This window comes from Mesorhizobium sp. P2_H9, assembly GCF_056403215.1.
The window spans coordinates 53,810-67,786 of record NZ_JBFUFX010000013.1; the positions used below are offsets into that span (position 1 = coordinate 53,810).

Consider the following 13,977-nt stretch of genomic DNA (forward strand, 5'->3'; position numbering starts at 1 on the left):
GTGACTGCCTCCTAGAAGTTGCCGGCGTGAATGGCCGGACGCCCCTGTCCCCAGATGCCGGGAGCGCTTTCTAGCTCTTCCTCCATTTGCCGCGCAGCCGCAAGCAGCAGGTCTTCCCGTCCAAAGCGGGCCACGAGCTGGATGCCGATGGGCAGGCCGTCCCAACTGCGCCCGAGCGGCAGGGATATCGCGGGCTGTCCTGTCGCGTTGAACAGCGCGGTGAACGTCTCCTTCGGCGCCAGATCGTCGAACACGCCATCCGCGTCGATGCCGGCGCGATTGGGATCGAAGGTGCCGATCAGTTCCGGCAAAATGGCGCTGGTCGGCGTCAGCAAGAGATCATATCCGGCAAGGAAGCGCCCGACCTGCCGGGTCACGCGATCATAGACGGCAAGCGCGTCGACAAGCTGTGCGCCGCTGATGCAGAGCCCCCAGCGATAAAGAGCATATACGCTTGTGCCAAGCGCTTCCTCCAGCGAGCGGTTCATATACCGCGCCATGGCCGGCATATGCGCGGCGGCATCCGCCGCCCAGATGACCTTCTGCGCATGGAGGAAGGCGGGATAATCGAAGTCCGGTGACGCTTCATCGACATGGTGACCGAGAGCTGCGAACCGTTCCGCGGCAGACCTTGTTGCTGCCGCAACCTCGGGGTCGAGCTGAACGCCCGACCACGACTTTGTACACAGAGCGATCCGCAGCCCCCGCGGCGGGCGCTGCATGGCATCGCGATAGGTGCCCGCTGGCGCCGTGATTTCATAGCCGTCCCCGGCATCGGGACCGTGGCACAAGTCGAGCAGCACGGCCGTATCGCGCACAGAGCGGGTCAGCATGAAGGCCGTCGCCAGTCCCAGAAGCGGGGCATTCGCATTCGGCGCGCCGGTAACCCGCCCGCGTGAAGGTTTCAGACCGATCAAGCCGCAGAACGCGGCCGGGTTGCGGATCGATCCGCCGCCGTCGCTGCCCTGCGCGAAAGGCACGATGCCCGCAGCAACGGCGGCCGCCGCGCCGCCGCTTGAGCCGGCAACGCCACGTTCCGGGTTCCACGGATTGCGGGTGGCACCATAGAGTGGCGATTCCGTCGTCGCCGGCACGCCGAATTCGGAACTGGCCGTTCGTCCGGCATTGACCAGTCCGCCCTTTCGCAAACGCGTCCAGTAGACGGCATCGTGGCCGGCGCTGAAACCCTGTGCAAGGCGGCTACCGAACTCGGCGGGCCGGCCCGCCTCGACCGGAAAGTCCTTGGTGAGGGTGGGAATGCCGCCGAAGGGGGTGGCGGACGCGCGCTCCGGCAGGCTTTCCAGCGCGTCCGGATAGAGTTCGATGACGGCGTTCAGCGCAGGGTTCACCGCCGCGACGGCCTGTTCGACGCATCGGCCGAGTTCCCTCGGCGTGACCTTCCCTTTCGCCAGCAGGCTGGCGAGGCTGGTTCCGTCGTGGGCTGCATATTCATCAAGTCGCATGGGTCGCTACCCCTTGTGAAAGGGGGATTGTCTGGGTCGTCGGCAGCCGGGCCAGCGAACCGACCAACGCCTGCGTATAGGGATCCCGTGGTGTGGACAGAACCTGCTGCGCCACGCCTTGCTCGACGATACGCCCGGCCTTGAAGACATAGACGCGCTGGCAAAGGCTGCTCACCACGGCAAGATCGTGCGAAATGTAGAGCAGCGTCAGCGAGCGCTGGCGCTGGAGCCGCACGAGCAGCTCCAGGATCTGCGCCTGTGTCGTGACATCGAGGGCCGAGGTGATTTCGTCCGCGATGAGAAGCTGCGGCTTCAGCGCCAGCGCCCGTGCAAGGCCAACGCGCTGGCATTGGCCGCCGGAAAGCTGCTGCGGCTTGCGATCGCGCAGGCTGCTCGGCAATTCCACCATCTCCAGCAATGCGTCGGCTTCTTCCCGCGCCGTCTTTCGGTCCGCAATGCCGTGCCGCCAGATCGGCTCCGCGACGGCCTCGGCAATCGTCAGGCGCGGATTGAGCGAATCGTACGGGTTCTGGAACACCATCTGCACGCGACGGCGGAACGCCGTCAGCGCCTCGCCGCCGAGCGCCCCGACATCCTGTCCGTCCAGACGGATCGCGCCGCCACTCGGCGTGTTCAGGCGAATGATCGACCGGGCGAGCGTGCTCTTGCCCGATCCGCTTTCGCCGACGATGCCGACCGTTTCGCCCGTGTTGATCTCCAGATCGACGCCGTCGAGGGCGCGGAAGGAATTGCCGCCGAGCAAGCCCTGCCCGGCGGGGAATGTCACCGACAGGTTTTCGACGCGAAGCAGCGATTTTCCCCGATCCGGGCTGCCGACCGTGCCATAGCTCTTGCGGCCGGGCTGGGATTCGATCAGCAGCCTTGTATAGGCATGGCGCGGCCGGTTGATGACGTCGTCGATTGGCCCCTGCTCCACCACCTCGCCATTGCGCATGACCACGACGCGCGAGCAGATATCCGCGACGACGCCGAGATCGTGCGAAATGAGGATCATCGCCAGCCCGGTCTTGCGGTTTAGCTCCTTGAGTAACTCAAGAATGCGGGCCTGCACGGTGACGTCGAGGGCGGTCGTCGGCTCGTCGGCGATCAGCAACTTGGGTTGGCAGCCGATGGCGGCGGCGATCATCGCCCGCTGTTTCATACCGCCGGAAAATTCATGCGGATAGGAACGCGCACGCTTTTCCGGTTCGTGGATACCGACGTCCTCCAGCAGCTTGACCGCCCGCAGAAGACCTTCGCGTTTGCCGATGCCGAGATGCCGGATCATCGGTGCCGCGACCTGCTGGCCAATGCGGCGCAGCGGGTTGAGATGCGATGCCGGGTTCTGGAAAATCATGCCGATGTCGCGGCCGCGAATGGCGCACAGTTCTTCCTCCCCAAGCGCCAAAAGATCCTGCCCGTCGAGCGCCACCGTACCCTGGGCGCGCGCCGCGCCGGTCAGCAGCCGCATCACGGCACGGCAGGTCACGGACTTGCCCGAGCCGCTTTCGCCGACGATGCCGAGGATCTCTCCCGGCTGGAGCGTGAACGAAACGTTTTTGACCGCCGCAAAGCCGCCGAAGCTGACGGTGAGGTCCTTGACGTCGAGCAGCGGCGGCTTGCCAGTCTCCGGCCGGCTCATGCCGTAGCTCCCCTGCGATGTATCTGTCCCAGCCCATCACCGAGCAAAGCAAAGCCGAGGCCAAGCGAAATCGCGGCCAGACCGGGGAACAGGCATATCCACCAGGCTTGCTGCACGAATGCCTGTCCGTCGGCGATCATGACGCCCCACTCGGCAGCTGGCGGCTGCGCACCCAAGCCGAGGAAGCCGAAGCTCGCGCCGGCCAGCATGACGAGCACCGCATCACTGACCGCGTAGGCGATGACGGGCCCTATGGCGTTGGGCAGCACATGATGGCCGAGGATGGCGGCCGGCGAATAGCCGAGGCACTTGGCCGCCTGGATATACTCGCTTTCGCGGATCGTCAGCACCTGCGCCCGCATCAGGCGCGCGTAGCTGACCCATCCGACAAGCGTCAGCGCCAAGATGAAATTGAGGAGCCCTGGCCCGAGCACGCCGACGATGGCCAGCACCAGGACGAAGAAGGGGAACGCAACAGTGAGGTCGTAGATGCGCATGAACACATTATCGACCACACCACGGAAATAGCCGCTCAGCAGCCCGATGGTCGTGCCGATCAGCAGCGGTGGAAGCACACCGGCAACACACAGCAGCAGATCGATGCGGCTTGCGAACAGAACTCGGGAGAAGACATCGCGGCCGACCTGGTCCGTGCCGAACAAATGGGCGGCACTCGGCGGCGAGAGCATGTTCATGATGTCGATGGCATCTGGGTCATAGGGCGCTATCACCGGGGCCGCCAGCGCCAGCGCCAGCCATCCGAACAGGACGACGAGCGCAATTAGCATGGTGGGCGTGATGCGACGGATCGAGGGCGCGGTCTGCGCCAGAACGGGGCTTTCAGCCATGTGCGATCTCCTCAGAGCCGGACGCGCGGATCGATGAAGGCGCTAAGCAAATCCACGAGCAGCGTGATCAGGACGGTCGAGACCGCGAAGACCAGGGTCAGCCCCTGCACGACGTAGTAGTCGCGGCCAAGCAGCGCGTTGACCATCAGCGTGCCGAGGCCCGGCACCGCATAGACGGTTTCGACAATGATCGCGCCACCGATCATGAAGGCCACCATCACGCCGAGCAGGTTAAGTGTCGGCAGCACGGCGTTCGGCAGCATGGTCTGCCAGAAGATCTGCCGTTCCGTGGCGCCCTGCGCCCGCGCGGCCGTGACAAAATCGGCCGTTGTCTTCTCGATGAGGGCAGCGCGCAGGCTCTGCGTCAGAACCGGCACCAGCCAGATGGCCGTCGACACTGCAGGCAGGAAGAGGTGGTGGAGATGCCCGATGAAGCCCGCGCCGTAGCCCGACACAGGGAACCAGCCGAGACTAACGCCGAAGAGGCGCGACATCATGATGCCCAGCCAGAACACCGGAATGGTGAGGCCCGCAATGCCCACCAGACGAATGATCTGGTCGGCGACGCCGCCGGGCCGGCGCGCACCGAGGATGGCGAGCGCGACCGTCGGCGGGACGGCGAGGCAAATGACATAGACGGTCAGGAAGAGTGTCGGCCACATGAATTGTTCGATAAGCTGGCTGACCGGTCGCTGAAAGCGCAGCGACAAACCGATATCACCCGAAAACAAGTTTGCGAGATAGGTCAGGAACTGCCTCCAGAGAGGCAGGTCAAGCCCATATTGCGAGCGGATCGCCGCGATGGTTTCAGCACTCGCCCTCTCCCCGGCAAGAAGCCGAGCGGGATCGCCGGGGGCCATGTGCAAGAGCAGGAACGTCACGAGGCTGATGCCGGCAAGCACACCAGTCAATTGCAGCAGGCGCCGCGCGATGAGTTGCAGAAGGGGCAATCCGGTTCTCCGGTTCGAGCGTCAAGGGCGCGCCCCTGTCGCGGCGCGCGCTTGAGGCGGCTCAATGGCCGAGGGAGGTTTCTTCCAGCGTCCATTGCAGCGCGGGCGTCAGCTTGAGACCCTGGAGACGCTTGGAATAGGCAACCGCATTCGGCGCATAATAGAGGGGGATCTGCGCGACCTCTTCGGTGGTGATCTTCTGGATCTCCTTGTATATTTCCGCGCGCTTGGCCTGATCGGCCTCCTTGGTTCCCTGCTCAACGAGCGCGTCCACCTTCGGGTTCTCATAGAAGGTGCTGTAGGAGTTCGAGCCGCAGGATCCGCATACGGCCCATCGCACGGCGAGGTCAGGATCGGTGGTCTCGTTGTACCACCAATTGGCGGCAGCGTCGTAATCGCCCTTGCCGGTGGCATCCCACCAGGCGCCACTATCGACATTGACGATCACCGGCTTCAACCCGATCGCCTGCCATTGGGCCTGGATCAGCAGTGCCGTCTGCTGCGACGGCGCATCGGCTGTCGCCAGGATCTTTACCTCGCGCCCCACCATGCCGGATTCGGCCAGCAATTCCTTTGCCTTGGCGGGGTCGTAGGGAATGCCCGGATAATCCTTGTCATGGAAGTCGATGCTGCCCGGCAGCGTGGTATTCGCGGGTTCGGCATAGCCACGCGTGATGGCCGCAGTCATGGCCTTGTTGTCGATCGCCATGCCTGCCGCCTGCCGAGCCTTCAGATTGGAGAAGGGTTCGCGCTTGTGGTTGAGCAGGGTCATGTAGATGGTGGTCGAAGGCTCGAGTCGCATATCCACCGTCTCGGTCGCCTTCAGCTCGTCGATTTGCGTCCACGGCACCGCGCGCACCACGTCGATCTCGCCGGCCTTCAGCATGGCGATGCGGGTTTCGGGCGATGCGATCTCGATCAGTTCGACCGTGGCGTCCGACTTCGGATAGCCCTTGCGCCAGTAGTGCGGATTGGGTTCGAGAACGAGCTTCTCGTTCGGCTTCCACTGCTTGACTTCATACGGGCCCGACGCAACCGGGACCGTGGCGAAAGCCGCCTCCTCGCCGCGCTTCTCCACATCGGCCTTCGAGACGATGCCCATGTTCCAGATTTCCGCATTGCCGAGGAACGGCGCGAAGGCTGACTTGAGGGTGATCACCACGGTTTTCGCATCCGCCGCGGTCACCGATTCCACGGAGCCTAGCGGCGCAGGATAAGCCGATTTCTTGTCGCTCCGGATACGGTCGAGGCTGAAGGCGACGTCGGCAGCCGTGATCGGCGAACCGTCCGAGAACTGGGCCTCGCGCAGATGGAAGGTGTATGTCTTGCCGTCCGGCGAGATCTCCCATTTCTCGGCAAGCCCCGGCTCCAGCGCGCCGGTTTCGTAGTTGCGGCGCAGCAGGCGCGAATAAAGCTGGCCGTAGGTTTCGATGTTGCCGGCCGCCGCGGAGCGCATCGGATCTAGCGTCGTAGTCTGGTAGGGCGAAACGACGCGGATGACATCGTCGGCGAAGGCCGGAACGGCCCAACACAAACCCATCGCGACGAGGACAGCCCCGTGCAACACCGAGCCGGCAGCCCGCGTGCGGAATCCGCTCAAGGAATTCATCTAGTTCTCCTCCCGAAATTTTGTCTTGTGCCTTTCGGCATGAGGCAGAGGTTTATGTGATATAGATAACTTATGTCAACAAGATAGTTGAAAATCTAACATACGCGCTCTTAGATGGGAAGCCGCAGCGCCCAGGCCAGCGATGGGACCTCCATGGCAAACTTTGTGCTGATCACGAGTTCTAACGAACTCCAAACGCGTGGATTGCGATAAGTGGGCATGGCGCGTAGCGCGTGCTCGTAGGCTGGCCCAACGTCTATTGGCTGACCAAGAGGCACAATGCCATGGCGCGCAGGTCTATGACCGGATCGGCCGCAATACGCTGGCGTATGCTAAGTTCGTCGGCCTTTGCATAGACCGTTTCGATGAGGGCCCTCCCGACGCCCGTGCTTTAGCCCTCGGGATCGGCATGGAGCTCCTGCGGATAACAATTGTTCTTGGTCGACCAGGGCGTTCTATGCTGGATACTGCACAAGCCGACCGGCTTTTCATCCACCATGGCGATGAAGCCGTTGGGCTCAAATTCGCCCTCCAAACCAAGCGGCTGAAGGTGGTCTGATAAACTCCGTCACGCTGGTTTCGTTGGAGTCGAGAAGGCGGTCCACAGCCGCCGCCATTCCTGTTCCATCGCTGGCTGCGATCGGCCGGACGACGGTTTCCATGCCACCATTTCGGTGTCGGCCGTTGCCGTGTTCAGGAGGTAAGCAATGAGCGGGTCAGCCCTCATCCTTCGATCGAGAGGCAAAGATATTTGATCTCCAGATAGTCCTCGAGACCATATTTCGAGCCTTCGCGGCCCTGGCCGGATTGCTTGATGCCGCCGAAMGGCGCCRYYTCGTTGGAGATCAGGCCGGTRTTGAYSCCGACCATKCCGTATTCSAGSGCCTCGGCGACGCGGAACACCTTCGACAGGTCCTTGGCATAAAAATAGGAGGCAAGCCCGAATTCGGTGTTGTTCGCCATTTCGATCACCTCTTCCTCGCTCTCGAACTTGAACAGCGGCGCAACCGGTCCGAAGGTTTCCTCGCGGGCGACCTTCATGTCAGACGTCACGCCGGTCAGGATGGTCGGCTGGAAGAACAACCCCGCTCGGTCGGCGGGCTTGYCGCCCAGCATGATGCTGGCGCCCTTGGAAAGGGCATCGGCGATATGCTCTTCCACCTTCTCCACGGCCTTCTGGGTGATGAGCGGGCCGGCATTGACGCCGTCCTCGAAACCGTCTCCGACCTTGAGCGCCGCAACCTTTGCCGCCAGCTTTTCGGCAAACACGTCGTAGACGCCAGCCTGCACGTAGAACCGGTTGGCGCAAACGCAGGTCTGGCCGTTGTTGCGGTATTTCGACACCATCGCACCTTCGACCGCCGCATCGAGATCGGCATCGTCGAAAACGATGAACGGCGCATTGCCGCCGAGCTCGAGACCAAGTTTCATGATCTGCTCTGCACCCTGACGCATCAGGATCTTGCCGACGCCGGTCGAGCCGGTGAAGGTCAGTTTGCGCACCTTGGCGTTCTCGGTGAATTCCTTGCCGATGGACGAGGAATCGGTCGAGGTGACGACGCTGAAGACGCCGGACGGCAGTCCGGCGCGTTCCGCCAGTAGCGCCAGCGACAGCGCCGAAAGCGGCGTCTCGGCCGCAGGCTTCGACACCATGGCGCAGCCGGCAGCGACAGCCGGCGCGAACTTGCGCGCCAGCATCGCATTTGGGAAATTCCACGGCGTGATCGCCGCGACGACGCCAACCGGCTGCTTGAGGACGATGATCCGCTTGTCCTGCTGGTGGCCTGGGATCGTATCGCCATAGACGCGCTTGGCTTCTTCGCCGAACCATTCGACATAAGAGGCGCCATAGAGGATTTCTCCCCGGGCTTCGGCCAGCGGCTTGCCCATTTCCATGGTCAGGATGGCGGCAAGATCGTCGGCATTGGCGAGCATCAGATCGTAGAGCCTGCGAAGGATCGCGGCTCTATCCTTGGCCGTCTTTTTTGCCCAGTGCTTTTGCGCTTTGTAGGCGGCATCGACAGCGCGGGCCGCCTCCCCGCGACCCATGTCCGGCAGGGTTGCGATAACTTCACCGGTCGACGGGTTGGTGATGTCAAAGGTCTTGCCGCCATCGGCCGCCGACAGCCATTCACCGGCGATCAAGGCCTTGTCAGTAACAAGCGACGGATCCTTCAAACGTGCAAGCAAAGCGTTGGAAATGCTCACTGTCATGCCTCCTTGGCGCATTCGCGCAAGGTTTCCTCCAGGATGTCGAGCGCTTCGGAAAACACCTCGTCCTGGATTGTCAGCGGCGCGAGAAAACGGATGACATTGCCGTAAACGCCGCAGGTTAACAGGATCAGGCCCTTGGTCAGCGCCTTTTCGCGCACCTTGTTGGTGAACTCGGCATTTGGCATTTTGCTGCCTGGCACGTTAAATTCGACGGCGTTCATGAAACCTGGCCCGCGAATGTCGGCGATCTGCGGCACGGCGTCGGCAAGCGACTGCAGGTTCTGCTTCAGCCGGTTGCCAAGCAACGTCGCCCGGTCGTTGAGACCCTCTTCCTCGATCACATCGAGTACGGCATTGGCGGCGGCGACGCCGATCGGATTGCCGGCATAGGTGCCGCCGAGCCCGCCCGGCCCCGGAGCGTCCATCAGCTCGGCGCGGCCCGTCACGGCAGCGATGGGAAAGCCGCCACCAAGGCCCTTGGCCATGGTGGTGATGTCTGCCACCACGCCATGATGTTCCATGGCAAACAGCTTGCCGGTGCGCGAGAAGCCGGTTTGCACCTCATCGGCGATCAGCAGGATGCCGTGTTTGTCGGCGATCTCGCGCAGCTTCTGCATGAACGCCTTTGGCACCTCGTAAAAGCCGCCCTCACCCTGAACGGGTTCGACAATAAAGGCCGCCACACGATTGGGATCGACATCCGCCTTGAACAGCTTGTCGAGCACAGTGAGCGAATCGTCGACCGTGTAGCCATGCAGGTCGACCGGGAAAGGCACATGATAGACATCCGGCAACATAGCTCCGAAACCGACCTTGTAGGGGACGACTTTGCCGGTCAGCGCCATGCCCATGAACGTGCGGCCGTGGAAGGCGCCAGTGAAGGCGATGATCGCAGAGCGGTTGGTCGCGGCCCGGGCGATCTTGATCGCATTTTCCACAGCTTCCGCACCTGTCGTGACGAAGACGGTCTTCTTTTTGAAGTTGCCCGGAACGGCTTTGTTCAGCCGCTCTGCGAGGCGCACATAATTCTCGTAGGGAACTACTTGATGGCAGGTATGGGTGAAATGGTCGAGCTGGTCTTTGACCGCAGCGATGACCTTGGGGTGCCGATGTCCCGTGTTGACCACCGCGATGCCAGCAGCGAAATCGATATAGCGGCGGCCTTCGACATCCCAGATCTCCGCATTTTCGGCGCGCTCCGCATAGACCTGCGTGATAACGCCAACGCCGCGCGAAATGGCGTCGGAGCGACGGTCTGCGAGTTCGATATTCTGCATGGAAGCAATCCCTGAAAAACGGAAGACTGGTGGTGAGGACGAAACGTCTCAGTCAAAAAAATATCTACATTTTTTCTGTAGACTTGCAAGATGCGTCTTGTGACCGCTAGAAAATTTCACCCTGCGAGAACCTGCCCAAGGGATATGCAAAAGAATCCTCTGAAAATTGCCGAAGCGGCGCGCAGCGCCGGCGTTTCCCCCTCGACACTCAGGCTGTGGGAACAGCAGGGGCTGGTCGAACCGATCCGCACGCCCTCGGGGCAGCGACTCTATGATCCCGAGCTCGTCGAACGGCTGCAGACGATTGCCTGGATGCGAAGCGAAAAAGGTCTCAATCCGGCAGCCATCAAGGAAGGGCTGAAGGACGAGCAGGAATCACGCCTCGCCGTGCAAGGCCATGTCGCTGGCGACGACATGCCCATCGGGATGAAGGTCAGGAGCTTGCGACGGCAGGCACGGCAGACGCTGGAAACAGTAGCGCGTGCAACAGGGACCTCCTTGTCGCAGCTATCGACATTCGAGCGGACGTCGCAGGGAATCTCGATCACCGCGCTGCACGATGTGGCAAAACACCTCGGGACGACGGTCGCCGATCTCAGCGGGCAGCAGGGGCAGGAAGAAAGCGCATCGCTCGTACGCAGCGGTGAATGGGCGACGTGGCCGACCACTTCGTCGGGCGTCACCATCCATGCGCTCGTCCCGGGTCGGCGGCAGATGGAATGTCATCGTTTCGATCTTGCGCCCGGCGCCTCCAGCGAAGGCTCCTACCGTCACGAGGGAGAAGAATTCATCTTCGTCCTGGCGGGAAAGCTGCAGGTCGTGCTCGACGGCGACCAGTTCTTCGAACTGCGCACCGGAGACAGCTTCTATTTTGAGAGCAAGAGGCCGCATTCCTGGCGCAATCTCTCCGACAGTCAGACAACGCTGATCTGGATCAATACGCCGGCGACGTTCTGACGCCGGCGCCCGCAGATCCCTGCCGGGATCAGGACCTGTTCGAAATCATCCGCGCGGCCGAAATAGCCAACGGCGCATGTTTGCGGCAGAAAGAGTCGGCATCCCAGTCCGACAGCGAGCCGGCGATATGCACCGCGCCGATCGGCGTGTTGCGTTCGTCGAAAATCGCCGATGCAAGTACGATTTCGCCGATCAGCATCTGCTCTATGCATAATGCATAACCAAGTTCACGGGCTCTATCGATCTCCGCAAGGATCTCGGTTCGCGACGTGACCGTCTTCGGCGATTGCGGGACGAGAGCCGATCTGTCGATAATGTCTTCTACGACGTCGCGCGGCAGATGGGACATCACCACCCGCCCGCCGGACGCGGCAAACGACGGAACGCGTCGACCGGTCAGGGTGGCGAAGAAGGTCTCACGCTTCGATTGCCGGCGAAGCGCATAAACGATTTCGACATCCTCGAAGAGACTGAGGTCGACACGCTCCCCCGTCTCGTTCTGGAGATCCATGAGGATCGGGCTGGCTCGCTGGATCGTCTGCGAATGGCGCAGGTACTCGAAGGTGAAATGGAGGAACTTCTTGCCGAGGACGTAGGTGCGGTTCTGCCCGCGCTCAAGATAACCGAGTTTGACCAGCGTATGGGACATGCGCTGAACCGTGCTGGCATCCAGACCGGTCAGCTGTTTCATATCCTTGTGTGTCAGGCGTCCGCCATCGCCACTCTTCTCGAACGCCTCGAGCAGCTGAAATGCTTTAGCCAGCGATTTCACGAACAAGGAATCGTCATCGCTCACGAGTGCATCCCTCCATAAGCTCAGCGCTTGACCGCTCGCCTAAACCATAATAAGTTAAGTTATATCGCATTACAATATAAAAAATTGCGGCAGCCCAACTTAAAGAGGTGAACATGGCTATTTGGGTAAAAGCGGCTGCTGCCGCTGGACTTTCCGTGATGATCTCGTCCGTCGCGATATCCGCAGCGTTTGCAGAACAGCTGAAGCTGGGCGTCTCACTGCCGCTGTCCGGCCCGGCTTCGCTTGCCGGCACATCGATCCGCGAAGGCATCGAGTTTGCCGTCAAGCAGGCAAACCAGAAGGGCGGCGTCTTCGATCAGGACGTCAAGGTGTTCATCGAGGACGACGAAGGCAATCCGACGAAGGGTGTAACCGCGGTCCGCAAGCTCATCGAGCAGGACCACGTCGTCGGCATCAGCGGCACCTATGTTAGCGCCGTCGCTGCGGCTGAAAGCAAGGTCGCCAAGGAATACAAGGTACCGATGATCTCGGCCGGTTCGACGTCTTCCGCCGTCACCGATGCCAATACGGCCGGAGACCCATGGTTCTTCCGCGCCTTTCCCGGCAGCAGGGCCCAGGCCAAGCAGACCGCCTCCGACACGCTCAAAAAGCTGAACGCGAAGACGGTGGCGGTGCTCTACGAAAACTCGATTTACGGCAAATCGCTGGCCGACGAGTTCAAGTCGAACTATGAGGGTATCGGCGGCAAGGTCGTTGCCATGGAAGCATACAATCCTGGCGACAAAGACTTCTATTCATCGTTGACCAACGTTCGCGCCCAGTCGCCTTCGGCCGTTTATATCGCCGGCCTGATGGATTCAGGCGCCCAGATCATCAAGCAGGCCGGCGAACTCGGCGTTCAGACCCAGATCGTCGGATCGGGTTCGATGATGAGCGACAAATTGATCGAACTTGCCGGTCCGGCGTCGGAAGGCTTCGCCGTATCTTCGATGTTCGAACCCAGCACGCCGAACAAGCATGGCGCAGAATTCGCCAAGGAATTCCGGGCCGCCTACAAGAAAGAGCCTGACGTCTACAGCGCCATCGGCTTCGATTCCATGGGCCTTCTTATCGAGGCAGCGCGCCGCGCGGGCAAGCCGGACGGTGCCGCGATGCAGAAGCAATTGCTCAACATGCCGGACTTCCCGCTGACCCAAGGACCGGACCGCACGACGGCAAAGTTCGACGACAAGGGAAGCGTCGAGTTCAAGGTGGGCCTTGCGATTGTCAAGAATGGTAAGCGCGAATGGCTTCCCTTCGACTAAGCAGCAGCGACGGCTTCGCGAGGCGAGAGATTCCGCCCCCGGGAGCCGCTTCTTTCTTCACGCCCGGACAGGGATTCCACCATTGATACTTTTCCAGCAATTCCTGGCTAACGGAGTTGTCGTCGGGTCGAGCTATGTACTTGTCGCGCTCGGCCTGACGCTCATCTTTGGCATCCTTAAAATCGTCAACTTCGCCCATGGCGAATTCTACATGCTCGGCGGCTACGTGGCCGTGGTCGGAACCCAGGTACTGGGCATCGGCCCCCTTCCCTCGATCGTGCTTGTTATCGTTGTGATGGTGATGTTGGGTTGGTTCGTCGAGCGCGCCATCTTCGTGCCGATCGCCAAGAAGGATCCGACAAACGTCATCATCGCGTCTTTCGGACTGTCGATCCTGCTGCAGAACATCGTGCTCAAGATTGCCGGACCGGAACCGATGCTTGCCAGGAGCGGCCTGCCACGTGGCGCCATTCAGATCGGCAACATCTTCCTGACCAGCGAGCGCCTTGCGATCGTAGCCCTCGCAGCCGTCACGGTGACCGCCCTGCTTGTGGTGCTGAAATACACTTGGGTCGGCCTGTCGCTTCGGGCCATGTCGGAAAATGCGACCGTGGCACGGATTTGCGGCATTGATGTCCGTCGTGTCGGCGTGGTGACCTTTGCCATCGGCGCGGCTCTTGCCGGACTGGCCGGCGCGCTTATGGCGACTGTCTTCACCGTTCAGCCAAATGCCGGCAGCCTGATCGTCATGAAAGCCTTCGTGATCGTGGTTCTGGCCGGCATGGGAAGCATCGAGGGTGCGATCATCGCGGGCCTCGCTCTGGGTATCGTCGAATCCCTCGTCACCGGCTATCTCGGCAATGGACTGCGCGACATCGTCGGCTTCATCTTCGTGATGGGGGTCCTGACCATACGTCCGCAAGGCCTGTTCGGCGTCAAGATGGATCGGTCCTGAC

General features: G+C 61.6%; 12 protein-coding genes. 4 read left to right on the plus strand and 8 right to left on the minus strand.

The annotated features are described in order from the left end of the window. Positions 1-11: 11 nt before the first annotated feature. The 5 genes from AC1DXN_RS23640 to AC1DXN_RS23660 all read right to left on the minus strand — a co-directional run bounded on the left by AC1DXN_RS23640 (position 12) and on the right by AC1DXN_RS23660 (position 6,512). On the minus strand, positions 12-1,463 hold the full coding sequence (locus AC1DXN_RS23640) for an amidase (RefSeq protein ID WP_477276353.1): 1,452 nt from the start codon (positions 1,461-1,463) through the stop codon (positions 12-14). Then, positions 1,453-3,105 (minus strand): ABC transporter ATP-binding protein, encoded by a 1,653-nt coding sequence (locus tag AC1DXN_RS23645; RefSeq protein WP_477276355.1) that lies wholly within the window; start codon positions 3,103-3,105, stop codon positions 1,453-1,455. Before AC1DXN_RS23645 ends, AC1DXN_RS23640 begins: the two co-directional genes overlap by 11 nt. Next, positions 3,102-3,953 (minus strand): ABC transporter permease, encoded by an 852-nt coding sequence (locus AC1DXN_RS23650; protein ID WP_477276357.1) that lies wholly within the window; start codon positions 3,951-3,953, stop codon positions 3,102-3,104. Before AC1DXN_RS23650 ends, AC1DXN_RS23645 begins: the two co-directional genes overlap by 4 nt. 11 nt (positions 3,954-3,964) lie before the next feature. Next, entirely contained in the window at positions 3,965-4,903 is a 939-nt protein-coding gene (locus AC1DXN_RS23655) for an ABC transporter permease (RefSeq protein ID WP_109658904.1), read from the minus strand. 61 nt (positions 4,904-4,964) lie between these two features. Further along, positions 4,965-6,512 (minus strand): ABC transporter substrate-binding protein, encoded by a 1,548-nt coding sequence (locus AC1DXN_RS23660; protein WP_477276359.1) that lies wholly within the window; start codon positions 6,510-6,512, stop codon positions 4,965-4,967. Positions 6,513-6,771: 259 nt separating this feature from the next. Here AC1DXN_RS23660 and AC1DXN_RS23665 point away from each other — a divergent pair, with 259 nt between their 5' ends. Beyond that, positions 6,772-7,071 carry a hypothetical protein gene (locus AC1DXN_RS23665; protein WP_477276361.1) on the plus strand — a complete coding sequence of 100 codons (300 nt, stop codon included), beginning with the start codon at positions 6,772-6,774 and terminating at the stop codon, positions 7,069-7,071. Between the two features lie 164 nt (positions 7,072-7,235). On the opposite strand, the gene AC1DXN_RS23670 is transcribed toward AC1DXN_RS23665, so the two are convergent. After that, positions 7,236-8,720 (minus strand): NAD-dependent succinate-semialdehyde dehydrogenase, encoded by a 1,485-nt coding sequence (locus AC1DXN_RS23670; RefSeq protein ID WP_477421679.1) that lies wholly within the window; start codon positions 8,718-8,720, stop codon positions 7,236-7,238. A 2-nt stretch (positions 8,721-8,722) separates the two neighbouring features. Further along, positions 8,723-10,003: a 4-aminobutyrate--2-oxoglutarate transaminase gene (locus AC1DXN_RS23675; RefSeq protein WP_477276365.1), complete on the minus strand. Its 1,281-nt coding sequence runs from the start codon at positions 10,001-10,003 to the stop codon at positions 8,723-8,725. Between the two features lie 144 nt (positions 10,004-10,147). On the opposite strand from AC1DXN_RS23675, the gene AC1DXN_RS23680 reads away from it, so the two are divergent. Beyond that, the gene (locus AC1DXN_RS23680; RefSeq protein ID WP_477276367.1) at positions 10,148-10,960 is read left to right on the plus strand and encodes a MerR family transcriptional regulator; all 813 of its coding nucleotides are present in this window, start codon (positions 10,148-10,150) and stop codon (positions 10,958-10,960) included. 28 nt (positions 10,961-10,988) lie between these two features. On the opposite strand, the gene AC1DXN_RS23685 is transcribed toward AC1DXN_RS23680, so the two are convergent. Then, entirely contained in the window at positions 10,989-11,756 is a 768-nt protein-coding gene (locus tag AC1DXN_RS23685) for an IclR family transcriptional regulator (RefSeq protein WP_109658900.1), read from the minus strand. A 113-nt stretch (positions 11,757-11,869) separates the two neighbouring features. Here AC1DXN_RS23685 and AC1DXN_RS23690 point away from each other — a divergent pair, with 113 nt between their 5' ends. Both AC1DXN_RS23690 and AC1DXN_RS23695 read left to right on the plus strand, forming a co-directional pair. After that, on the plus strand, positions 11,870-13,021 hold the full coding sequence (locus tag AC1DXN_RS23690; protein WP_477276369.1) for an ABC transporter substrate-binding protein: 1,152 nt from the start codon (positions 11,870-11,872) through the stop codon (positions 13,019-13,021). An 82-nt stretch (positions 13,022-13,103) separates the two neighbouring features. Further along, a complete protein-coding gene (locus AC1DXN_RS23695; protein WP_477276371.1) occupies positions 13,104-13,976 on the plus strand; it encodes a branched-chain amino acid ABC transporter permease in 873 nt (290 codons plus the stop codon). The last annotated feature ends 1 nt before the right edge of the window (position 13,977 follow it).

Bases quoted from the DNA above. Each gene is read 5' to 3' on its own strand.
- AC1DXN_RS23640 (WP_477276353.1), bottom strand. From the start codon at position 1,463: ATGCGACTTGATGAATATGCAGCCCACGACGGAACCAGCCTCGCCAGC.
- AC1DXN_RS23645 (WP_477276355.1), bottom strand. From the start codon at position 3,105: ATGAGCCGGCCGGAGACTGGCAAGCCGCCGCTGCTCGACGTCAAGGAC.
- AC1DXN_RS23650 (WP_477276357.1), bottom strand. From the start codon at position 3,953: ATGGCTGAAAGCCCCGTTCTGGCGCAGACCGCGCCCTCGATCCGTCGC.
- AC1DXN_RS23660 (WP_477276359.1), bottom strand. From the start codon at position 6,512: ATGAATTCCTTGAGCGGATTCCGCACGCGGGCTGCCGGCTCGGTGTTG.
- AC1DXN_RS23675 (WP_477276365.1), bottom strand. From the start codon at position 10,003: ATGCAGAATATCGAACTCGCAGACCGTCGCTCCGACGCCATTTCGCGC.
- AC1DXN_RS23680 (WP_477276367.1), top strand. From the start codon at position 10,148: ATGCAAAAGAATCCTCTGAAAATTGCCGAAGCGGCGCGCAGCGCCGGC.
- AC1DXN_RS23690 (WP_477276369.1), top strand. From the start codon at position 11,870: ATGGCTATTTGGGTAAAAGCGGCTGCTGCCGCTGGACTTTCCGTGATG.